Below are 22,348 nucleotides of genomic sequence, written 5' to 3' on the forward strand. Positions count from 1 at the left end.
TGAGCGGCACCGTCAGGACTATCGAAACAAAGGAGCATGTCATGACAGACTCAGTTCAGTTGTCACCTGTGCAGTCAGGCTATCAGTCGGGATTCGCCAATGAATTCGCCACTGAAGCCTTGCCCGGCGCCTTGCCGCCGAAACAGAATTCGCCGCAGCGCGTTGCTTATGGTTTGTATGCCGAGCAGGTTTCCGGCACCGCATTTACCGCGCCGCGCAGCCACAACCGGCGCGCCTGGTTGTATCGGATCCGGCCGGCGGCGATGCACGCGCCGTTCCAGCGCATCGATAATGGACGCATCGTCAGCCGTTTCGATCAGCTCGATTCGCCGCCGAATCAGTTGCGCTGGAATCCGCAACCGATGCCGGCGACACCGACCGATTTCGTCGACGGCCTGATCACGATGGCGGGTAACGGTTCGGCGGAAACCCAAAGCGGTTGCGCGATTCATATCTACGCCGCGAATCGCCCGATGACCGACAAGTTTTTTTATTCGGCCGATGGCGAATTGCTGATCCTGCCGCAACAGGGCCGGTTGAAGTTGCGCACCGAAATGGGCGTGATTGATCTTGAACCGCACGAGATTGCCGTGATTCCGCGCGGCATCCGTTTTCAGGTTGACTTGCCGGATGGCGAAGCGCGCGGGTATATCTGCGAAAACCACGGTGCCTTGTTCCGTCTGCCTGATCTCGGACCACTCGGTTCCAACGGTCTGGCCAATCCGCGTGATTTCCTGACGCCGCATGCAGCTTACGAAGATCGCGAAGGCGACTTCACGCTGGTGGCGAAGTTCTGCGGCAATCTGTGGTCGGCAAAGATCGGTCATTCGCCGCTGGATGTGGTGGCGTGGCATGGCAACTATGCACCGTACAAGTACGATTTGCGCAACTTCAATACCATCGGCTCGATCAGTTACGACCATCCTGATCCATCGATCTTTCTGGTGTTGCAGGCGCAAAGTGATACGCCCGGTGTGGATACCGTGGACTTCGTGATTTTTCCGCCGCGCTGGCTGGCGGCCGAAGATACCTTCCGTCCGCCATGGTTCCATCGCAATGTCGCCAGCGAATTCATGGGTCTGATTCATGGCGCGTATGATGCCAAGGCAGAGGGCTTCGTCCCCGGCGGCGCCAGTCTGCATAATTGCATGACCGGCCACGGCCCGGATGCGGCGACGTTCGAGAAGGCCTCGCAGTCCGATACCAGCCAGCCGCAAAAAGTGGATCAGACCATGGCGTTCATGATCGAGACCCGCCACGTGATTCATCCGACCACGCAGGCGCTGGCATCACCGACGCTGCAAAACAACTATCATGAGTGCTGGACAGGCATCAGCAAACATTTCAATCCGGAGCAAAAATGACTATCCAGTGCAACGAGACGCACCAACCCACGCTGCGCAGCTGGGTGAGTTCGGCCAACGCCGATGACAACGAATTTCCGATCCAGAATTTGCCATACGGTATTTTCCGCCGTCGCGGCAGCAGTGAACAATTTCGCGCCGGCGTCGCGATTGGTGATCAGATTCTGGATTTGCGCGTGGCCCACGCGGCCGGTGCTTTTGTCGCTGCCGATGCACAAACGCAGGCAGCGGTGCATGCCGCAGTTGCCGGCGCCACACTGAATCCACTGATGGATCTCGATGCCGGCGCCTGGTCGGCCTTGCGGCTGGCCTTGTCGCGCTTGTTGCGCAGTGATTGCAGCGCGGCGCAGCAGGCGTTGCTGACGCCATGTCTGGTGGCGCAAAGCGATGCCGAGCATGCACTGCCGGCACAAATCGGCGATTACACCGATTTCTATACCTCGATCCATCACGCCACTGCCATCGGCAAACTGTTTCGTCCTGACAATCCGTTGCTGCCGAATTACAAGTGGGTGCCGATCGGTTATCACGGTCGCGCCTCATCCATCGACGTCTCCGGTCAGCAGTTCCGCCGGCCGCTCGGACAAACGCGTGCACCGGATGCCGAAGTGCCGGTATTCGGTCCCTGCAAGCGTCTCGATTACGAACTGGAAGTCGGCGTCTTCATCGGTAACGGCAATGCACTCGGTGAGGCAATTCCGATGGCCAATGCCGAGGCGCATGTGTTCGGACTGTGCCTGCTCAACGATTGGTCGGCGCGCGATATGCAAGCGTGGGAATATCAGCCGTTGGGCCCGTTCCTGGCGAAGAACTTTGCCTCCACCATTTCACCGTGGATCGTGACGCTGGAAGCGCTGGCGCCGTATCGTGCCGGCTGGACGCGCGACAGCGCCGATCCGCAACCGCTGCCGTATCTTGATGATGCCGGCTTGCGCGATCATGGCGCGCTCGATGTACAACTGGAAGTCCTGATCCAGACGCCGGCCATGCGCAGCGCCGGTCTGGCGCCGCATCGCTTGTCGTTGTCCAATTTCCGCGATTCTTATTGGTCGGTGTCGCAACTGGTGGCGCATCACACCGTCAACGGTTGCAATTTGCGCGGCGGTGATTTGCTGGGTTCCGGGACCCAATCAGGACCGACGCCGGAAGCCGCCGGTTCCTTGCTGGAGCTGACCGCCGGCGGCAAGCAGGCGCTGACGCTGCCGGGTGGCGAAACCCGCATCTTCATTCAGGATGGCGATACCATCATCATGCGCGGCAGTGCGCGGCGCGATGGCTGGCCGCGCATCGGTTTCGGCGAAGTCGCCGGCACCGTCTTGCCGGCACGTACCGTCGTCTGATAAAACCACGGGTTCTTGCTGCCGCACTGCCGGCCGCAAGAACGGCGATACATGCAGTGCAACACGGCAGATGCATTCCACTATCCGATTTTCAAGGTGACACTCATGAGCATGACTTTGTACGGTTACTTCCGCAGCTCGGCATCGTATCGCGTGCGTATTGCACTGCATCTCAAAGGTTTGCCATACGAAACCATTCCAGTGCATTTGCTGAAGCAGGGCGGGCAGCAATTCACGCCGGAATTCAGTGCCATCAATCCGCAGTCGCAAGTGCCGATACTCGACGACGACGGTGACCGCCTCGGCCAGTCGCTGGCGATTCTGGAGTATCTGGAAGAATCGTATCCGACGCCGGCGCTGCTGCCGGCGACGCCGCTGCAACGCGCGCACGTGCGCGAGGTTGCGCAAGTCATTGCCTGTGATATTCATCCGCTCAATAATTTGCGCGTGCTGCGGATGCTCAAGCATCAGTTGCAGATTACCGATGAGGCCAAGCAAGCGTGGATTCATCACTGGATCAATCTCGGTTTCGCGGCGCTTGAAACACGTTTGCGCAATGATCCGCAACGCGGTGCTTTTTGTCATGGCGATCAGCCGACACTGGCCGATTGCTGTCTGATTCCGCAGATCTTCAACGCCCGCCGTTTCGAGGTCGACATGACGCCATATCCGACGCTCAATGCCATCGATGCCGCCTGTAATGCATTGGAAGCATTCCAGTTGGCGCAGCCATCGGCACAACCCGATGCGGAATGACATTTCCTTGAGCAGATGATAAAAGCAGGAAGAAAGAGAAAAAATTCGATAGCAGTTGACTAGCCCCCCGCGCTAAGCTGAGTTCCAATTCTCGGGGGAGATGCAATGCAAACCAAATGGAGCCGAATACTGTGGTCATGGGCGACAGGTCTGACGATCTGCGCGCTGATGCCACTGGCATCGGCGGCCGATCTGTTCAATTTCTGGCAAGTCACGCAGCGCGGCGGCAACAGCTTCAACCGCCAGCCACCGGCTGCCGCCTATTTTTCCGCACTGCACGGTTACGGCGCTACCTGGGTACGGCTCTCCTACGATAAATGGAAACCGGCCGGGCGCGATTTTCTGCTCGGCGATGCTGACCGCTATACCGGACTGGATGCCGACGATCTGGCGCAATTGAAAGCCACGCTTGATCTGGCGCATGCGGTCGGACTGAAAGTGGTGATCGCGCCGCTGAGTCTGCCCGGCGCGCGCTGGCGTCAAAACAATCATGGCCGGTTCGACGGCCGCCTGTGGCAACAGCGGGCCTGGTGGGAGCAGGCCGCTGCGTTCTGGAAAGATCTGGCCGCAGCCTTGCGTGACCATCCGGCGATTGCCGCCTACAACCTGATCAATGAACCGGCCCCGGAATTCGGCAGTGACTTGCCGGAGCATGCCGGCGGCGAACGCCGCCGCGACTGGCAACGCAAGGTCGCCGGCAGCGCACGTGATTTGCCAGCGTTTTACAACCATGTCATTGCCGCCTTGCGCACCAGCGATGCCGTCACGCCGGTGATGGTCGATGCCGGCTGGTATGCCTCGGCCGCCGGTTTCGATGGCTGGCCGCAACGGCTGGCGGATGACAAGGTGCTCTACAGTTTTCACATGTACGAACCCTATGCGGCGACCAGTGCGCCGAACATGAAACGTTCATCTCCTTATCGCTATCCCGGGCGTGTTCCGTTCGGCGGCAAGCCGCAGCACTGGGATGCCGCGACGGTCGCGGCGCATCTGCGGCAACCGCTGGCATGGGCGGCCCGGCATGGCATTGCGAAGCGGCAGCTGGTGCTGGGTGAATTCGGTTGCATGCGCCGCTGGCCCGATTGTCGCGACTATCTGGAAGACGTGTTGCACGTGGCAGAGACCGAGGATTTGCATTGGGCGTTCTACAGTTTTCGCGAAGATGCCTGGGATGGCATGGACTATGAGCTCGGCCGCAGCCCGGTGCCGTGGGCGTATTGGCAAGCGCTGGAGCAAGGCCGGGCCGACCCCTTGCCGCGCAAGGCCACGGAAGTATTCGAACCGATTCGCAAGCGTTTGCTGCGGCCGTGAGCGGGGTGCGGGTCAGCCGCCGGCCAGGCGGCGCGGCACCAGCAGATTGCCGGTCATGACCAGGACCGGTTGATTATCCTGATTGAAGGTGGTGACACGGTGTTTGAGAAAACCTTGCTGGGGTTTGGATTGTGAAAATTTCAGTTCCAGCACTTCCACTTCCACGCGCAGCCGGTCGCCGGGACGGGTAGGGCGCGGCCAGCGGAATTCTTCGAAGCCGGCGCCGATGATGCCGCCGCTGATCGGCAACGTCTTGACCAGCAGGCGCATGGTCAGCGCCGCGGTATGCCAGCCGCTGGCGGCGAGGCCGCCGAAGAAGCTGCGGGCGGCAGCGGTTTCGTCGAGATGGAACGGTTGCGGATCGTATTGTGCGGCAAAAGATTTGATGTCGTCGGCGCTCAGGGTTTCCGAGGCGTCGGTTTTATGGATATGGCCGACGGTGAAGTCTTCCAGATACAGCGTTTGCGTCATTTGTTTCTCCTAGGTTGCCGGGATGCGTGTATGCCGATGTAGGCTGCGCGCTTTATAATGTTAGTTCAAAAATGAAAGTTACAGGAGGTCATCATGGAACGCAAAAGCTTCGGTGGTATGCCATGCCCGATTGCACGCACGCTGGAACGGGTTGGTGAATGGTGGAGCATTCTTATCTTGCGCGATGCCTTGCAGGGCCTGACGCGCTTTGACCAGTTCCAGAAAAGTCTGGGTATTGCGCCCAACATGCTGACGCGGCGGCTCAATTCGCTGGTCGATGCCGGCATGCTGATGCGGCGCCGGTATAACGACCATCCGCCGCGCGATGAATACGTGCTGACCGATCTCGGTCGCGATTTCCGCAGTGTGGCGGTGGCCATGCATGCCTGGGGCAACAAGCATTTCACGCCGGAGGGCGTCAGTGTGGCGCTGGTCGATGGCGACAGCGGCGAAGAAATCGATCTGGCGTTGGCTGACAGCAAGACCGGCAAGCTGCTCAATCTTGATGAGCTGGTTTTCGCGCCGGGTCCGCAAGCCACGGCGAGCGTCAGGGAGCGCCTGCAACTGGCGCGCGAAAGGCAGCTTGCGGCAACCGCCACGCCGCCGGCAGCGGTCGCCGTTGCGGCATCGGCTGACGCCAGTGCTGATGTGGCGCTGGCGGCAGAAAAGTAAATTCTTCCGTTGCTCCCGGCCGGCGCGCCGGGAGTGTTGTTTCCGCATCCCGTCCGCAAAAATTTCCATCACGATTGATTGACAGCCTTTTTGGCGGGGAATACTATGCATGCACATCGATGTATATGCATCGATGTGTATGCATCGATAATATCAATCCGTCGCTCATTGTGTTTCGGCAACATTGTTGCCAATCACAGCCGTTCTCAAGGATGTGCCATGTCCAGTCAATGTTCCTGTTTCCATTTACGCCGTCTGGCTCGCCGCATGACGGTGATTTACGATCACCATCTGCTGGCCGACGGCTTGACGATTACCCAGTATTCGCTGTTGAGTCGTCTCGGCAAGTATGGCCCGCTGGCCAATATCGCTCTGGCGTCGGACATGGGCATGGAGCGCAGCACGCTGAGCCGCAGTCTCAAACCGCTGATGCAAGAAGGCTGGGTGGTGACGGTGGACATGCCGGCCGGCACCCTGATCGACAAGCGCTCATTCGGTTTGAATCTGACGCCTGCCGGGCGTGCGAAATGGCAATCGGCTTTGCCGAACTGGCAACGCGCGCAAGATGAAATCGATGCCATCGTGGGCCACGATACCCAGGAAACATTGATGAAAAATGTCGATGACGCCTACCAAAAACTGAACGCTGACCATTGATTGCGCCGCTCCGGCCATCTTTATCCTTTACCTCTCCGGTGTCACATGAACAATATTACCCAGGCCATTGCCGCGCGTACCGCGCATCGTTTCAGCTACGCATGGATCGTGGTCGCGATCATCTTCCTGGTGCTGCTGGCGTCGGCTGGTATCCGCGCTACGCCGTCGGTGATGATTCTGCCTTTGGAGCATGAATTCGGCTGGAGTCGTTCCACCATTTCGCTGGCGATTTCCTTCAACATTGCTTTGTATGGCCTGATCGGCCCGTTTGCCGCTGCCGCCATGCAACGTTTCGGCATCCGCCCGGTGGTACTGACCGCCTTGTGCCTGCTGTCAGTCGGCACCGCGTTGAGTACCCTGATGCAAATGCCGTGGCACATGGTGATGACCTGGGGTTTGCTGGTCGGTGCCGGTACCGGGGTTGCTGCCAACACGCTGGCTGCCACCATTGTCAGTCGCTGGTTTGAAATGCGGCGTGGTCTGGCGATGGGGTTGCTGACGGCCAGTGCCGCTACCGGCCAGATGGTGTTCTTGCCGCTGATGGCATCGATGGTGGAGCATTTCGGCTGGCGTTCGGTGGCGTTTCTGGTAGCCGCCGTGGCTGCCACTGCGGTGCCGCTGGTGGCGCTGTTCTTGCCGGAGCGTCCGAGTGATGTCGGTCTGAAGATGTATGGCCAGACCGTGGAGACCCCGGCCGATCTGACGGCGCAGAAAAAGAATCCGCTCAGTATTGCTTTCGATGCTTTGCGGCAGTCGATGAAGGTGCGCGATTTCTGGTTGCTGTTTTTCAGTTTCTTTGTCTGCGGCATGAGCACCAATGGTTACATCGGTACCCAGTTCATCGCGATGTGCAATGACTATGGCATTTCGGAAGTGGGCGGCGCCAGCATTCTGGCCGCCATGGGCATGCTGGATCTGGTCGGCACCACGATGTCGGGCTGGTTATCGGATCGCTTCAATCCGCGCGTGCTGCTGTTCTGGTATTACGGCTTGCGCGGCGTGGCGCTGATTTTCCTGCCGTATGCTTTCGGTCTCGATTATTTCGGTTTGACCATCTTCGCCGTGTTTTATGGTCTGGACTGGATTGCCACCGTACCGCCGACCGTGCGTCTGGCCAATGATGTGTTCGGCCGTCTGGCCGCGCCCATCGTGTTTGGCTGGATTGTCGCCGGCCACCAGTTGGGCGCTGCCACCGCGACCATGATCTCCGGCTTCATGCGTGCCAGTCTCGGCACCTATACCGCGTCGTCGGTGATCATGGGGGTGGCTTGTCTGATCGGTGCCGTGATGGTGTTGCGCATCAAGGGCGACCGTCACGCCCAGCCTGCGGTGGTGACGGTGTAACGGCAACTCCGCAGTGCGTGAATGTTAATCCCAGTGCGGCGCGAAATCGGGATTGGCCAGCCGTTCGTTGCGGTCAAGGGCGGCGATGGCATCCATTTCCGCCGTTGACAACGCGATTTTCTGTGCCAGCAGATTGCTTTCCAGATTGGCCCGTTTGGTGGAGGAAGGAATCGTCGAGAAACCTTGCTGCAGTGACCATGCCAAGGCAATTTGCGCGGCGCTGACCTTGTGCCGGCCGGCAATTTCCAGCAGTACCGGATCGGTATTGACCTTGCCGTAGGCCAGTGGCATATAGGCGGTGATCGGAATGTTGTGGCTGCGGGTAAAGTCCACCACCTTGCGGTTTTGCAGGAACGGATGGATTTCGATTTGCTGCGAAGCAATCTCGGCAGCACCGACCGCATCAATGGCTTGCGTCAGATGGGCGATGGTGAAATTGGAAACGCCGATCTGGCGTGTCAAGCCCATGGCCCTGGCGCTGGCCAGTGCCTCCATGTAATGCGCTACGGCGATACTGTCTTGCGGTGCCGGCCAGTGAATCAGGGTCAGGTCGACCTGATCCAGTTGCAGCTTGGCCAGACTCTCCTTCAGACTGGGAATCAGCTTTTCCTTGCTCAGATTATCGGTCCAGATTTTGGTCGTGACGAACAAATCCTTGCGAGCAATCTTGCCGGTGGCGATAGCCTGGCCTACTTCCGCTTCATTGCCGTAAATCTGTGCCGTGTCGATATGGCGATAACCGACCTCCAGGCCGTTGGTGACGGAGTCGATGACTTGTTGATCTTTCAGGCGGAAAGTGCCGAGACCGATGGCGGGCATGCTGATCATGAGAATCCTTGTGTAATGAATGAAGCAGTGGCACCTGCGCCGCAATCAGGCACGGGTGCATTTGCTGAACGTATCTCGCGGCGACTTGCTTTGCGAATACCTTGGGGGTCAGTATGCCGTCAAATCGTTGTTGCAAAAATAGCTGCCAATGCAAAACATTATTGATTATTCGGCAAAGGTGGCGGGACTTGCACGCATCGTTGCCGCGCTGCTGCTTAATGCCGTGCACGATGTCCATGGCAATCCGGCGCGCGCCAGCATATCGCCGCCATCGACTCTATAATGACGCTGTTGCGCCGTCCGCGCGCACATGATCATGACGAGAGGCAAGCAGTCGCGATGACTTATCTGTTCCATTTGATTGAGCAATACGGCTTGGTCATCGTGTTTTTCAATGTCCTGATCGAGCAACTCGGGGTGCCGGTGCCGGCGTATCCGACGCTGGTGATTACCGGCGCTTTGCTTGAGCGCGGCCAGTATTCGGCGCCGTTGCTGTTGCTGACTGCGGTCGTGGCGGCGCTGATTGCCGACTATGTCTGGTATCTGGCGGGCCGGCGCTACGGCCGCAAAGTGCTGTCGACCTTGTGTCGCATTTCGCTGTCGCCCGATTCCTGCGTGCGCCAGACCGAATCGATTTATGCACGCTGGGGTGCGCGGTCGCTGCTGTTGGCCAAATTCATTCCGGGCTTTGCTTCGATAGCCAGTGCGCTGGCCGGCACGCTCGGCACCAGACGCTCCACCTTCATCATTTTCGACGGCATCGGCGCTGCCTTGTGGGCCGGGCTCGGGATTTTCCTGGGCGCATTGTTCAGTACCACGGTCGACGATCTGCTCAATGTGCTGACCCAGCTCGGGCAGTACGGCATGTTGCTGATCGCGATTGCCTTCGTGTTGTTCGTCGCCGCCAAATGGTGGCAGCGCCGGCGTTTCCGGCAGTCATTGCGCATGGCGCGGATTTCCGTGGACGAGCTTGATGCTTTGCTCAAGCAGGGCGTGAAGCCGACCATTGTCGATGTGCGCACGCCGGGCGCGCAGCGCGAAGGGCGGATTCCCGGTGCGCTGACGATCTCGCACAAGGAAATGAACACCTTCGTGTTCGACGCGCCGCCCGGTGACGAAGTGATTGTCTATTGCGCCTGTCCCAATGAAGCGTCGGCAGCGCTGGTGGCCAGGCAACTGATGAGTCGCGGCTACAAGAAAGTGCGGCCGCTGACCGGTGGCATTGATGCCTGGATTGCTGCCGGCCATGCGCTGGATGCCTGAGTTGAGGTTCGGGTTGATGCCGGGAGGGATGCGGTTTGATTGGCATGAAAAAAGCCTGCAGATGTGCAGGCTTCTTCAAGACCGGAACCTTGACGGTTCCGGCACTGGTGCGATAAACCGGATGGCTTAAGCGAAGTTCTTCGCAGCGAAATCCCAGTTCACGATGCCCCAGAATGCTTCCACGTACTTCGCGCGTGCATTGCGATAGTCGATGTAATAAGCATGTTCCCAGACGTCGATGGTCAACAGCGCTTTGTCAGCGGTCGTCAGCGGAGTGCCGGCGCCGGTGGTGTTGACGATGTCCAGCGTGCCGTCTGCTTTCTTGACCAGCCATGTCCAGCCGGAACCGAAGTTGCCGAGGCCGAGCTTGGTGAATTCTGCCTTGAAGGCATCAAATGTGCCCCACTTGGCATTGATCGCGTCAGCCAGTGCACCGCTTGGCGCGCCGCTGCTCTTTGGTGTCAGGCTGTTCCAGTAGAACGTGTGATTCCAGATTTGCGCTGCGTTGTTGAACACGCCGCCGGACGACTTCTTGATGATGTCTTCGAGCGATGCGTTTTCAAATTCAGTACCTGGGATCAGGTTGTTCAGATTGGTCACATAGGTCTGATGATGCTTGCCATAGTGATACTCGAGTGTTTCCTTGGAAATCGTCGGGGCGAGGGCATCCAGTTCGTAAGGCAATGCCGGTAGGGTATGCGCCATGGTGAATCCTTTCTGTTCTGTTGAAGAAGACATGCGAATTTTTATTCTGAACTTGCGATTCTAAAGCGGATAGCGATTCTTTGCACTCCCTCACGTGAAAGCGGGCGGCAATGAGAATGCGTCGTAAACCGCTTTAGTCGAGTGCCGGCTGCACGCCGGCGATGTCGACATCGGCGCTGCCGCCTGCCAGTCGGACCGTCACTGTGCTGCGCGGCTGCAATTGCGATGGCTTGCGCAATACCTGACCTTTGTTATTGGTGACGATGGCATAGCCGCGCTCCAGCGTGCGTTGCGGGTTGAGCAATTCGAGCTGTGCCGTTTGCGCGGCCAGCCATTGCCGCTGACGCTGCGTGACGGAGGCAATGGCGCTGCTCATGCGACGGCTCTGGTCATTCAGTTGCAGGCGCAGATGACGGGTGTCCGGCAATTGATTTTGCAAGCGCGTGCGCAAGTGCCGCAATTGAAAGCCGGCCTGATTCAGCGGCGTGCGCGTGGCATGTGCCAGCCGCGCTTGCAGGGCCCCGAGCTTGACGCGTTCATGGTTGATATAAGCGCTCGGACTGACCAGTCGGCGTGACAGCCAGTCCACCGTCTGGCCGCGTTCGGCCAGATGACGCTTGAAAGCGCGGGTCAGATCGCTGGCCTGACCTTGCAGCAGATTGATCCAGTCGTTGCGCGGCGTGGCACACAGTTCGGCCGCAGCGGTCGGGGTCGGCGCGCGCAGATCGGCGGCGAAATCGGCGATGGTGAAATCGGTTTCGTGACCGACGCCGGAAATCACCGGGACCGGACAGGCGACGATGGCGCGCGCCACATTTTCGTCATTGAATGACCATAAGTCTTCGATGCTGCCGCCACCGCGACAGACCAGCAAGACATCGCATTCGGCGCGTTCGGAGGCGGTGGTGACGGCGGCGGCGATTTTGGCGGCAGCGCCATCGCCTTGCACCGGTGTCGGGTACAGCACGATTCGCACATGCGGCGCGCGGCGCTGCAAGGTGCTCAGAATATCGCGCAATGCGGCGGCTTGCAGACTGGTGACAATGCCGACGCAGCGCGTGAATACCGGCAATGGCCGCTTGCGGGCCGGGTTGAACAAACCTTCCTGTTCCAGTTTTTCTTTCAGCCGCAAAAAGGCTTCATACAGATTGCCGACGCCGGCACGCCGGATCGATTCGACATTGAGCTGGTAGTCGCCGCGCGGCGCATACAGCGTCACCAGCGTGCGGACTTCGACCTTGTCGCCCTCGCGCGGGGTAAAGCCGGCGTATTGCGAGCGCCCCTTGAACATCACGGCGCGTACCTGGGCGCCGTCATCCTTGAGCGTGAAATACCAATGTCCGGAGGCGGCACGGGTAAAATTGGACACTTCGCCAGCCACCCAGATCAGCGGGAAATTGCGTTCCAGCATGCGCGCCACGGCCTGATTCAGGGCCGATACCGCAAGTACCGGAGGGGCGGAGGGCGCAGCGCCCGGCGTGTCGTCAAAAATCATGCTGAAGTTTCTGTCGGAGCAGTGGTTGATGTGGCGTGGTTGGCATCTGGCCGGAAATCAGTACCTGGGCCAAGGCTGACTGCGTATACTATTGCAGAATCGCCATGCGGCGGATTGTAAACGCCTTTGCAACAGGTATCATGCAGGCGTTACATTTTTGATCATCTTCACCAGGAGTTTCCCTTTGTTCGCCATTATTCAAGCTGCGGGTTGGCCGATCTGGCCCTTGCTGATCGCCTCTGTCATCGGTCTGGCACTGGTGCTGGAACGCATATTGTATCTGCGCCGCAGCCGTATCTTGCCGCCGCAATTGCTGCCGGACGTGGTGCGGGTGTATCAGAGCGGCAAGGTAAATGCGGATGTGATCGGCAAGCTGGAACAGAATTCGCCGCTCGGGCAGGTGCTGGCCGCCGGTCTGCGCAATGTCGACGCACCGCGCGAAGTGATGAAGGAAGCCATCGAAGAAGCCGGGCAGGCTGCCGCCCACAAGCTGGAGCGGTTTTTGACCACGCTCGGCACGATTGCATCGCTGGCGCCGCTGATGGGTTTGTTCGGTACGGTGATCGGCATGATCGAGATCTTTGCTTCGCAAAATGCCGCCGGCACTAACCCGGCGCAGCTCGCACACGGGATTTCGATTGCCTTGTACAACACCGGTTTCGGGCTGGCGATTGCCATGCCGGCACTGGTGTTCTATCGCCACTTCCGGGCGCTGGTCGATGGTTTCGTGGTCGACATGGAGCAGCAGGCCGTGAAGTTTGTCGATGTTGTGCATGGCGCACGCAAGTAAGGCGCAAAGAGGCTCACGATGAATTTCCGTAAAGGCCGGGGCCGGGAAGATCTGGAGATCAATCTCATCCCCTTTATCGATGTGCTGCTGGTGATCGTCATCTTTTTGATGGTCACTACCACCTACAGCAAATTTACCGCGCTGCAAATCACCTTGCCGACGGCAGATGTGGAAAAAGCCTTGCAGCAACCGTTTGAAATCAATGTCGCGGTGGATGCCAAGGGGCGTTACGCCATCAACAATGTGCCGGTCGCCTCGCATGATGCCGCCGGGCTGGTCAATGATCTGAAGCAGGCGGCGCAGGCCGGCGGTGCGCGCGGCAACGATCCGATCGTGATCATCAATGCCGACGCCATGGCTACCCATCAAACCGTGATCAACGTGCTGGAAGCGGCACGCACGGCTGGTTTCGGCAAGGTCACGTTTGCCGCGCAAACCAGCAATGGCAAGTAATTCAGCCGCGGTGTCTGCGGCCTCTCTCGAATCGACTCTGACGCGCGCCTGGATGCGGCGCGGCTGGCTGGCATGTTTGCTGTGGCCGTTGTCACTGCTGTTCGGCTTGCTGGCAGCGCTGCGGCGCGCGCTGTTTGCACTCGGACTGAAACCGGTTACGCGCTTGCCGGTGCCGGTCATCGTGGCCGGTAATATTCTGGTGGGCGGCACCGGCAAGACGCCGCTGACTATCTGGCTGGTGGAAGCATTGCGCGAAGCCGGTTACCGGCCGGGCGTCATTTCGCGCGGCTATGGCACGGCCGATGGCGCGGCGCGGCCGGTTACCGCAACCTCGCACGCGCATGAAGTCGGCGACGAACCCTTGCTGATCGCTGAGCGCACCGGCTGTCCGGTGATGGTCGGACGCAATCGGGTGGCGGCCGGACAAGCCTTGCTGGCGGCGCATCCGGAAACCGATGTGATTGTCTCCGACGATGGTTTGCAACATTACGCACTGGCGCGCGATATTGAAATTGTCTTGTCCGATGCGCGCGGCGCCGGCAATGGCTGGTTGCTGCCGGCCGGCCCCCTGCGCGAACCGGTGTCGCGCCGGCGCGATTTCAGCGTGCGCAACGTTGGTGCCGGTCCGGCCCTGACGGCGCCGGGCGAAGTTGCCATGGCATTGGTCGGCGATCGCGCCGAACGGTTGCAAGACCGCAGCCGGACACAATTGCTGAGTGCATGGCAAGGGGCGTCGCGGCTGGTGGCAGTGGCCGGGATTGGCAATCCGGCGCGTTTTTTCGCTACGCTGGAACAGGCCGGATTGCGCTTCGACCGGTTGCCCTTGCCCGACCATCATGATTTTGCGGATAACCCGTTTGCCGCGCTGGCGGCAGATATCATCCTGATCACCGAGAAGGATGCAGTAAAATGCAAGGCAATTGAGGCCATCAAAAACGACCCGCGCATCTGGGTTGTGCCCGTGACGGCGCGCATTGACAGCGCGCTTGCTGAACATATTGTGGAGAAACTCCGTGAACGCCCGACTGCTTGATATCCTCGTCTGCCCTGTATGCAAGGGCCCGCTTGACTATGACAAAAAAGCCCAGGAATTGATCTGCAATGCCGACAAACTGGCCTATCCGATTCGCGATGGCATTCCGATCATGTGGGCCGATGAAGCACGCGACCTGAGCGCCACGCCGGCGGCCGGCGACGCTGCGGCGCAGTGAGCCTGACGCGGTGGCGCTGCGGCGTTGTACCGTCGCGGGTCTGTTATTGATTCGCTGTTGATTCCTTAATCCGATTTGTCTGCGTCCGTCTGATTCGCCATGTCATTTACCGTCATTATTCCTGCCCGGCTCGCTTCTACCCGCCTGCCTAACAAGCCGCTGGCCGATCTCGGCGGCAAGCCGATGATCGTGCGGGTGGCTGAACGCGCCGCGCAGTCCGGCGCCAAACGCATTCTGGTGGCCACCGATCACCGCGATATCTACGCCGCCTGCGAGCAGCATGGGGTGGAGGTAGTGATGACCCGTGCCGACCATCCGAGCGGCACTGATCGTATCGCCGAAGTCGCTGCTACGCTGGATTTGCCTGATGATGCCGTGGTGGTCAACGTGCAGGGCGACGAGCCGCTGATCGATCCCGGCCTGATCGCCGCGACTGCCGCGCATATCCGGGTCGATGTGCCGATGGCGACGGCGGCGCATGCGATTGCCGATTTGCCGGAAGTGTTCAATCCCAATGTAGTCAAGGTGGTATTGAACAAGGACGGGCGCGCCATGTACTTTTCGCGCGCCGCCATTCCGTGGCATCGCGATGGTTTTGCCCAATCCAAGGAAGCCTTGTCGGAATTGCACGGTCATGAATTCATGCCGCTGCGCCATATCGGCTTGTATGCCTACTCCAACCATTTTCTGCAAATCTACCCGACCCTGACGCCATCGCCGCTGGAACGCATTGAAGCGCTCGAACAATTGCGGGTGTTGTGGCATGGTCATGCGATTGCAGTTCATGTCACCTCGGTCTTGCCGGAAGCCGGCGTCGATACCCAGGAAGACCTGGAGCGGGTGCGGCGACATTTTGAAGCACCGCCCGACAGTCCGCTCGTGACCGCTATTTCTGCACTCTGAATAAAAAATGGGGCCAAAGCGGTATCCGGATTCGTCAGCGTTTTTATGACGATCTGTAAGTTGCCTGTCATGCTTTTTTCCGATAATTTGACCTCTGCCTGTGCCTAAAAAACAGGCGTTTGTCATGATTTGGTAAGATTTTGTGGTAACTTTCGTGCAGTGCAGATATAAGCGGCGTCAAAAGAGACAATCGCCTTCGATGGCATGGTCAATACAGTTCGCCATCGCAACAGAATTCAAAACTTCATTTAGGGAAACGTTATGCGCCTCATCCTTTTAGGAGCGCCTGGTGCCGGTAAGGGTACGCAAGCCACTTTCATCAAGGAAAAATACAATATTCCTCAGATTTCAACCGGTGACATGCTGCGTGCTGCAGTCGCTGCGGGTACTGAGTTGGGTATTGCCGCCAAGAAGGTCATGGATGCCGGTGGTCTGGTTTCTGATGACATCATCATTGGTCTGGTGAAAGATCGCCTGAAGCAGCCTGATTGCGCCAACGGTTACCTGTTTGACGGTTTCCCGCGCACCACGCCGCAAGCGGACGCGATGAAGGATGCCGGCGTGGCAATCGACTACGTTCTCGAAATCGACGTTCCGGACAGCGCCATCGTTGAGCGCATGAGCGGCCGTCGCGTGCACCCGGCGTCGGGCCGCACCTATCATGTCAAGTTCAACCCGCCAAAGGTTGAGGGCAAGGATGACCTGACCGGCGAAGCGCTGATTCAGCGCGACGACGACAAGGAAGAAACCGTCAAGAAACGTTTGTCCGTGTATCACGAACAGACTGAAGTACTGGTTGGCTATTACGGCAAGTGGGCGCAGTCGGGTCAGCCGGGTGCGCCGAAGTATCGCAAGATCGCCGGCGTCGGACCGGTGGAGCAAATCAGAGATAGTGCTTTTGCGGCACTGTCGGAATAAAATGAAGCGGACCTGAGGTCCGCTTTTTTTATGTCTGCGATGCATCACGCTGTTTGCTGCAGAGATGGGTGATGAATATCGCAGCGATGTGTCACAAGTTGATCAGGCAGTACCCCGTATTTTTGTGGTTTGCAAACAGATGTGACTGAAGCCCGGTGCCTCACCTTTGGTGATGCTGCACGAGGGCGATACATCCGGCAGACCGGCAAGACCAGCCCGAGGAATCCGAAAAAGGGCGACGTAAAGTGTTGCAGTGTGCATGCCGGAGAGTCCTGGGCAGGTTGGGTTCAACGGCATGCGCGATTGTTTGCTTGGTCGTGATAAACAGGAGGAGACATGATGGCAGGAGCCTTATGGTTTACCGTGGCGTGCGGCGTGATTGCAGTGATCTACGGACTGATATCCCGGAGCTGGATTCTCAAGCAGGATCCCGGCAACCCCCGCATGCAGGAAATTGCTGCTGCAATTCAGCAAGGTGCAGCCGCCTATCTGGCGCGCCAGTACCGCACCATCGCGCTGGTCGGCGCGGTGTTATTCATCGCGATTGCATTGATTCCGGGACTCGGTTGGGTCACGGCGCTGGGATTTCTGATCGGCGCGGTGCTGTCGGGCGCCTGTGGCTTCATCGGCATGAATGTTTCGGTGCGCGCCAATGTGCGCACCGCACAAGCTGCTGTCACCGGCATGAATCAAGCCCTGAACGTGGCTTTTCGCGGCGGGGCGATTACCGGCATGCTGGTGGTCGGGCTTGGTTTGCTGGGCGTAGCGCTGTTCTTCTTGTGGTTGTTCATGCGCGGCCAGGGGCAGGCGGCGTCGCTGCATGATGCGATCCGGCCGATGATCGGCCTGGCCTTCGGCGCTTCCCTGATTTCCATCTTCGCCCGTCTGGGCGGCGGCATCTTCACCAAAGGCGCCGATGTCGGTGCGGATCTGGTGGGCAAGGTCGAAGCCGGGATTCCGGAAGATGATCCGCGCAATCCGGCAGTGATTGCTGATAACGTCGGCGACAACGTCGGCGATTGCGCCGGCATGGCAGCTGACTTGTTTGAAACCTATGTCGTCACGCTGATTGCGACGATGCTGCTGGGCAGTCTGATCGTCAAGGGCGCGGAATTGCAGGCCGTGATTTATCCGATGGCGCTGGGCGGGGTATCGATCCTGGCATCGATCATCGGTTGCTCGATGGTCAAGGTGGCACCGGGCAAGAAGATCATGTCGGCGCTCTACACCGGACTGTGGTGGGCCGCCGGCCTCAGCATGCTGGGCTTTGTCGGGGTTACCTGGCTGTTGCTGCCGCCCGAACTGCATATTCCGATGATCGGTTCGGCCCTGGTCGGCATCGTCCTCACCGGCCTCATGGTCTACATCACCGAGTACTACACCGGCACGGATTTCAAACCGGTACGGCATATCGCGCAGGCTTCGACCACCGGCCATGGCACCAACATCATTGCCGGTCTCGGGGTGTCGATGAAATCCACTGCCTATCCGGTGCTGGCAGTATGTGCGGCGATTTTGTCGTCTTACTGGCTGGCCGGTTTGTACGGCATCGCGATTGCGGCGACGTCGATGCTGTCGATGGCCGGCATCATCGTCGCGCTCGACGCCTATGGTCCGATTACCGATAACGCCGGCGGTATTGCCGAAATGGCGGGCATGCCGGAATCGGTGCGGGCAATTACCGATCCGCTCGACGCCGTCGGCAATACCACCAAGGCCGTCACCAAAGGTTATGCCATCGGCTCCGCCGGACTGGCGGCGCTGGTCCTGTTTGCTGATTACACCCATGCGCTGGACTCGGTCGGCAGCAGCACGTCGTTTGACTTGTCCGACCCGCGCGTGATTGTCGGCCTGTTCATCGGCGGCCTGATTCCCTATCTGTTCGGCGCCATGGCGATGGAAGCGGTCGGTCGCGCCGCCGGTGCGGTGGTGGTCGAAGTGCGGCGCCAGTTTGCGGAAATCAAAGGCATCATGGATGGCAGCGGCAAGCCGGAGTACGACAAGGCGGTCGATATGCTGACCTCGTCGGCGATCAAGGAAATGATCGTGCCGTCGCTGTTGCCGGTGGTGGTGCCGATCGTGGTTGGTTTGTTGCTGGGGCCGGCCGCGCTGGGCGGCTTGCTGATGGGGACCATCGTCACCGGTTTGTTCGTGGCGATTTCGATGACTACCGGCGGCGGTGCCTGGGACAATGCCAAGAAATATATCGAAGATGGTCATCACGGCGGCAAGGGTTCGGATGCGCACAAGGCGGCAGTCACCGGCGACACCGTCGGCGATCCTTACAAAGACACGGCCGGACCGGCAGTCAATCCGCTGATCAAGATCATCAATATCGTGGCCTTGCTGCTGGTGCCGTTGCTGCCGGTATCGATGCCGGCGCAGGGAACTGCGCAGGCCGGCGGGGTGGCAGTTGTCATTTCGGTGCCGGTGGGTAAATAATGCTGGCTTGAATATAAAACCGATACCGGCATGACGCCTCGTCATGCCGGGTCAACAAGGAGACGTATGCAGATTGCAGGAAATGTTTTTGTCGTCACGGGTGCGGCATCGGGATTGGGCGCGGCTAGTGCGCGCATGTTGTCGGATCAGGGCGGTATCGTGGTGTTGGCAGATTTGCAAGAAGAAGCCGGGACGCAAATGGCGGCGCAGCTCAAAGGACATTTCGTGCGTTGCGACGTGACTTCGGAAGCGGATGGCCTGGCAGTGATGCAGGCAGCACAGGCACTTGGACCGTTGCGCGGCCTGATCAACTGTGCCGGCGTGGCGCCCGCAGCCAAGCTGATCGGCAAGGACGGGCCGCATACGCTGGCCTTGTTTCAAAAGACACTCAATATCAATCTGATCGGTACCTTCAATATGGCGCGGCTGGCGGCCGATGCCATGGCCAAGGGGCCGGCGCTGGAGCAGGGCGAGCGCGGCGTGATCATCAATACGGCATCGGTGGCCGCTTACGACGGACAGATCGGACAAACCGCGTATGCAGCATCCAAGGCCGCGATTGTCGGCATGACCTTGCCGATGGCGCGCGATCTGGCGCGCAGCGGGATTCGCGTCATGACCATTGCGCCGGGCATTTTTGAAACCCCGATGATGCTGGCAATGCCGCAGGAAGTGCTGGACACGCTGGGCAGTGCGGTGCCGTTTCCGCCGCGGTTGGGCAAGGCCACCGAATATGCGCATCTGGCCAAAACCATCATCGAGAATCTGATGCTCAACGGTGAAACCATTCGTCTTGATGGCGCCATCCGCATGCCGCCGAAATAATGTGACTTTGGCGTCAAATTTTTTCTGATTGCGTTCAGGTTTAATCGCCAAAAATTGTGTTGTCCTGCTAAGCTCCTGTGATGGAGCCGATAAATACAAAAACAGGATTGATCCTGACCGGAGGCGGAGCGCGTGCAGCATATCAGGTTGGTGTGCTGAACGCGTTGTCGCTGATTTTGCTGGAAGCCGGCTGGCCGGCGCATCGCAATCCTTTTCAAATCATTTGCGGGACTTCTGCCGGCGCCATCAACGCCACGGCACTGGCGTGCCGCGCCGATGATTTCGGCGAAGGCGTGCGCGAACTGGTCAGCGTGTGGTCGCACTTCAAGGCCGAGCAGGTGTATCGGGCCGATTCAATCGGCGTGCTGCGTTCCGGTGCGCGCTGGCTGTCACTGTTTTCATTTGGCTGGATGCTGCGCAAGTGGAAAGCCAATCCGCCCAATTCTCTGCTCGACAATACGCCGCTGGTGACCATGCTGCACCGTCTGCTGGATCTGCCGCGGCTCGATGACGCGCTCAGCAACGGCAGTCTGCACGCGCTGGCGGTGACGGCGTCGTCGTATACCAGCGGTCAGCATTTGACGTTCTATCAAAGCATGCAGGAAATCGAACCCTGGCATCGCACCCAGCGCGCTGCGATCAGGGATCAGATCGGCGTCGAACATTTGCTGGCCTCGTCCGCCATTCCTTTCATTTTTCCTGCCATACCGATTTTTTATCAAGGCCGCCGCGAGTATTTTGGCGATGGCTCGATGCGCCAGATTGCACCGATTTCCCCGGCGATCCATCTGGGCGCCAGCAAGATCCTGGTGGTCGGCGCCGGCCGCATGGGGGAAAAATCCGCTGCGGCAATCAATCAGTTCGGCCATTATCCGAGCCTGGCACAGGTTGCCGGGCATGCCTTGTCGAGCATTTTCCTCGATGGACTGGCGGCAGATATCGAACGTACCAACCGCGTCAACCAAACGCTGGCGATGTTGAATGATGAGCAACTCGCCAAGACCCCGCTGCGACCAATAGAGACTCTGGTGATTTCACCATCCGAGGGCATCGATGAAATTGCCAGCCGGCATGTTGGCAGTTTGCCACGCCCGATCCGGGTCATGCTGGGCGGTATCGGCGCCACCGAAGTGCGTGGCTCGGCGCTGGCTTCTTATCTGTTGTTTGAAGAAAGTTTCACCAGAGAACTGATTGCACTGGGCGCTGCCGATACCTATGCCAAACGCGAAGAAGTGCTGGCCTTTTTTGAACCAGAACGGCTGGTCGCGCTCCAAGCGTGAGCATTCGTCATTAGCAGATTCGGGTTGCCTGCTTTGCGGCAAAACGTTACTCTACGTGGTGGTGTTGCGAAAAATTATTATTTGTGCAATGTGGTAGAAATGCGAGCCTTGCCTTGAAAACAAAATTTCTGAAGAACTGGTTTGCATTTTTGGCAGCGCTGTTGCTGACGTCGTCGGTATTGGCGAAAGACATGTCGCAGCTTGGCACGGTGGCCCTGGCCAGCCTGCCGCCCGAGGCGCAGCAGACGCTGGGCCTGATCAGGCAGGGCGGTCCGTTTCCTTACGCCAAGGATGGCGTGGTATTTGGCAATTATGAAAAGGTTTTGCCCCGGCAAAAGCGCGGGTATTATCACGAATTCACGGTGAAGACGCCGCGGGCGCGCAATCGCGGTGCCAGACGCATCATCTCCGGCGGTGAACCGCAAACATCGGGTGAGTATTACTACACCGACGATCATTACGCGACGTTCAGGCGTATCAGGGAATAGAGCCTGCTTGCACAATCATTGCAAATTTGAGGGAGAAATGAGTTTATTTAAAACGGTGCCGCCAAATGTAGTGCAGTCAATCCGCGCGTTTCGCGTGACCGATCTGCAGGAAGAGGCCGCGCGCCTCGGGCAGCATTTTTTGTATGCCTATTGCGCGGAAGCAACAACCAAGCAACAGGTGCTGGCAATTATTGCCGGGGCTTTCCATTTCCCGCGTCATTTCGGCAAGAATTTCGATGCGCTCGGTGACTGCCTGACCGACCTGACCCACAAGGCGGGTGCACAGCCCGGCTTTATCGTGGTGCTGGAGCAACTGCCGAATACGCCCAAGTTCGACAAAGAAGCCCGCGAGACATTGCTCGACGTGTTCCGCGACAGCGCAGATTTCTGGGCCGACAAGAAAGTGGCGTTCCGCGTTTTTTACTCGTTTCAGTAAGACTGTCGCAAATATTCTCGTGCCGTGTCGCCTGATTGCGCCAATTTGAATGCAGGCAGCGGTTACAATGCGCACCATGAGAAGCATTGTTATCCTGATTTCCGGTCGTGGCAGCAACATGGAAGCCATCGTCCGTGCCGCCCAGGCAGAAAAATGGCCCGTTTCCCTTGCCGCTGTCATCAGTAACCGTCCCGATGTTGCAGGTCTTGCATTTGCCCGCCAGCATGGTATCCCGACTGCCGTTGTTGCCAACAAGGATTACGCTACGCGTGAATTGTTTGATGCCGCATTGCAAACGGAGATCGACCGGTTTGCGCCGGATCTGGTGGTGCTGGCCGGCTTCATGCGTATCCTGACGGCAACCTTTGTCGGCCATTATGCGGGACGGATGCTCAA

Annotated in this window: 23 protein-coding genes and 1 pseudogene; 20 read left to right on the plus strand and 4 right to left on the minus strand. The window is 58.9% G+C overall.

Going from position 1 to position 22,348, the window contains the following annotated elements; genetic code table 11:
* Positions 1-41: 41 nt before the first annotated feature.
* The 4 genes from hmgA (at position 42) to AKL27_RS20365 (ending at position 4,771) form a co-directional block, all read left to right on the plus strand.
* Positions 42-1,364 carry a homogentisate 1,2-dioxygenase gene (hmgA, locus tag AKL27_RS20350; RefSeq protein WP_050464692.1) on the plus strand — a complete coding sequence of 441 codons (1,323 nt, stop codon included), beginning with the start codon at positions 42-44 and terminating at the stop codon, positions 1,362-1,364.
* On the plus strand, positions 1,361-2,704 hold the full coding sequence (gene fahA, locus AKL27_RS20355) for a fumarylacetoacetase (protein WP_050464693.1): 1,344 nt from the start codon (positions 1,361-1,363) through the stop codon (positions 2,702-2,704). Before hmgA ends, fahA begins: the two co-directional genes overlap by 4 nt.
* Before the next feature lie 111 nt (positions 2,705-2,815).
* A complete protein-coding gene (gene maiA, locus AKL27_RS20360; protein WP_050464718.1) occupies positions 2,816-3,460 on the plus strand; it encodes a maleylacetoacetate isomerase in 645 nt (214 codons plus the stop codon).
* A gap of 105 nt (positions 3,461-3,565) precedes the next feature.
* Positions 3,566-4,771 (plus strand): glycoside hydrolase family 5 protein, encoded by a 1,206-nt coding sequence (locus AKL27_RS20365; protein WP_083439183.1) that lies wholly within the window; start codon positions 3,566-3,568, stop codon positions 4,769-4,771.
* 12 nt (positions 4,772-4,783) lie between these two features.
* On the opposite strand, the gene AKL27_RS20370 is transcribed toward AKL27_RS20365, so the two are convergent.
* On the minus strand, positions 4,784-5,242 hold the full coding sequence (locus tag AKL27_RS20370) for a MaoC family dehydratase (protein WP_050464694.1): 459 nt from the start codon (positions 5,240-5,242) through the stop codon (positions 4,784-4,786).
* Between the two features lie 93 nt (positions 5,243-5,335).
* Between AKL27_RS20370 and AKL27_RS20375 the strand changes: the two genes are divergently transcribed.
* From AKL27_RS20375 to AKL27_RS20385, 3 genes are all read left to right on the plus strand, one after another.
* Entirely contained in the window at positions 5,336-5,914 is a 579-nt protein-coding gene (locus tag AKL27_RS20375) for a winged helix-turn-helix transcriptional regulator (protein WP_050464695.1), read from the plus strand.
* 219 nt (positions 5,915-6,133) lie between these two features.
* Positions 6,134-6,571 (plus strand): MarR family winged helix-turn-helix transcriptional regulator, encoded by a 438-nt coding sequence (locus AKL27_RS20380; protein ID WP_050464696.1) that lies wholly within the window; start codon positions 6,134-6,136, stop codon positions 6,569-6,571.
* A 45-nt stretch (positions 6,572-6,616) separates the two neighbouring features.
* On the plus strand, positions 6,617-7,915 hold the full coding sequence (locus tag AKL27_RS20385; RefSeq protein WP_050464697.1) for an MFS transporter: 1,299 nt from the start codon (positions 6,617-6,619) through the stop codon (positions 7,913-7,915).
* Positions 7,916-7,939: 24 nt separating this feature from the next.
* Here the strand turns inward: AKL27_RS20385 and dkgB are convergent, their stop codons facing one another.
* Positions 7,940-8,743 (minus strand): 2,5-didehydrogluconate reductase DkgB, encoded by an 804-nt coding sequence (dkgB, locus tag AKL27_RS20390; protein ID WP_198156028.1) that lies wholly within the window; start codon positions 8,741-8,743, stop codon positions 7,940-7,942.
* A 339-nt stretch (positions 8,744-9,082) separates the two neighbouring features.
* On the opposite strand from dkgB, the gene AKL27_RS20395 reads away from it, so the two are divergent.
* Complete coding sequence (locus tag AKL27_RS20395; protein WP_050464721.1) at positions 9,083-10,006, plus strand: DedA family protein/thiosulfate sulfurtransferase GlpE; 924 nt, start codon at positions 9,083-9,085, stop codon at positions 10,004-10,006.
* A gap of 126 nt (positions 10,007-10,132) precedes the next feature.
* On the opposite strand, the gene sodB is transcribed toward AKL27_RS20395, so the two are convergent.
* Together sodB and xseA are read right to left on the minus strand one after the other, a co-directional pair.
* Complete coding sequence (gene sodB / locus AKL27_RS20400; RefSeq protein WP_050464698.1) at positions 10,133-10,711, minus strand: superoxide dismutase [Fe]; 579 nt, start codon at positions 10,709-10,711, stop codon at positions 10,133-10,135.
* A 133-nt stretch (positions 10,712-10,844) separates the two neighbouring features.
* Positions 10,845-12,206 (minus strand): exodeoxyribonuclease VII large subunit, encoded by a 1,362-nt coding sequence (gene xseA / locus AKL27_RS20405; RefSeq protein ID WP_050464699.1) that lies wholly within the window; start codon positions 12,204-12,206, stop codon positions 10,845-10,847.
* Between the two features lie 184 nt (positions 12,207-12,390).
* On the opposite strand from xseA, the gene AKL27_RS20410 reads away from it, so the two are divergent.
* The 12 genes and pseudogenes from AKL27_RS20410 to purN all read left to right on the plus strand — a co-directional run.
* Positions 12,391-12,996, plus strand: coding sequence for a MotA/TolQ/ExbB proton channel family protein (locus AKL27_RS20410; protein WP_050464700.1), 606 nt, complete (start codon positions 12,391-12,393; stop codon positions 12,994-12,996).
* An 18-nt stretch (positions 12,997-13,014) separates the two neighbouring features.
* A complete protein-coding gene (locus AKL27_RS20415; RefSeq protein WP_050464701.1) occupies positions 13,015-13,449 on the plus strand; it encodes an ExbD/TolR family protein in 435 nt (144 codons plus the stop codon).
* Positions 13,439-14,482, plus strand: coding sequence for a tetraacyldisaccharide 4'-kinase (gene lpxK / locus AKL27_RS20420; RefSeq protein ID WP_050464702.1), 1,044 nt, complete (start codon positions 13,439-13,441; stop codon positions 14,480-14,482). Before AKL27_RS20415 ends, lpxK begins: the two co-directional genes overlap by 11 nt.
* Positions 14,463-14,660 (plus strand): Trm112 family protein, encoded by a 198-nt coding sequence (locus AKL27_RS20425; RefSeq protein ID WP_050464703.1) that lies wholly within the window; start codon positions 14,463-14,465, stop codon positions 14,658-14,660. The genes lpxK and AKL27_RS20425 overlap by 20 nt, the downstream gene beginning before the upstream one ends.
* Before the next feature lie 99 nt (positions 14,661-14,759).
* Positions 14,760-15,563, plus strand: a complete 804-nt coding sequence (gene kdsB, locus AKL27_RS20430) for a 3-deoxy-manno-octulosonate cytidylyltransferase (RefSeq protein ID WP_050464704.1) — start codon at positions 14,760-14,762, stop codon at positions 15,561-15,563.
* Between the two features lie 261 nt (positions 15,564-15,824).
* Positions 15,825-16,481: an adenylate kinase gene (gene adk / locus AKL27_RS20435; RefSeq protein ID WP_050464705.1), complete on the plus strand. Its 657-nt coding sequence runs from the start codon at positions 15,825-15,827 to the stop codon at positions 16,479-16,481.
* A gap of 339 nt (positions 16,482-16,820) precedes the next feature.
* Positions 16,821-18,923, plus strand: coding sequence for a sodium-translocating pyrophosphatase (locus tag AKL27_RS20440; RefSeq protein ID WP_050464722.1), 2,103 nt, complete (start codon positions 16,821-16,823; stop codon positions 18,921-18,923).
* Between the two features lie 66 nt (positions 18,924-18,989).
* Positions 18,990-19,748, plus strand: coding sequence for an SDR family NAD(P)-dependent oxidoreductase (locus AKL27_RS20445; protein WP_050464706.1), 759 nt, complete (start codon positions 18,990-18,992; stop codon positions 19,746-19,748).
* 80 nt (positions 19,749-19,828) lie between these two features.
* On the plus strand, positions 19,829-21,028 hold the full coding sequence (locus AKL27_RS20450; RefSeq protein ID WP_050464707.1) for a patatin-like phospholipase family protein: 1,200 nt from the start codon (positions 19,829-19,831) through the stop codon (positions 21,026-21,028).
* 113 nt (positions 21,029-21,141) lie between these two features.
* Positions 21,142-21,516 carry a ribonuclease gene (locus AKL27_RS20455; RefSeq protein ID WP_050464708.1) on the plus strand — a complete coding sequence of 125 codons (375 nt, stop codon included), beginning with the start codon at positions 21,142-21,144 and terminating at the stop codon, positions 21,514-21,516.
* Between the two features lie 28 nt (positions 21,517-21,544).
* Positions 21,545-21,952: pseudogene (locus AKL27_RS20460) on the plus strand (barstar family protein); the annotation flags it as partial.
* Positions 21,953-22,028: 76 nt separating this feature from the next.
* On the plus strand, positions 22,029-22,348 hold a 320-nt coding region (purN, locus tag AKL27_RS20465), incomplete at its 3' end, for a phosphoribosylglycinamide formyltransferase (RefSeq protein WP_269749262.1).

This window comes from Herbaspirillum autotrophicum, from assembly GCF_001189915.1.
Classification (GTDB): domain Bacteria; phylum Pseudomonadota; class Gammaproteobacteria; order Burkholderiales; family Burkholderiaceae_D; genus Herbaspirillum; species Herbaspirillum autotrophicum.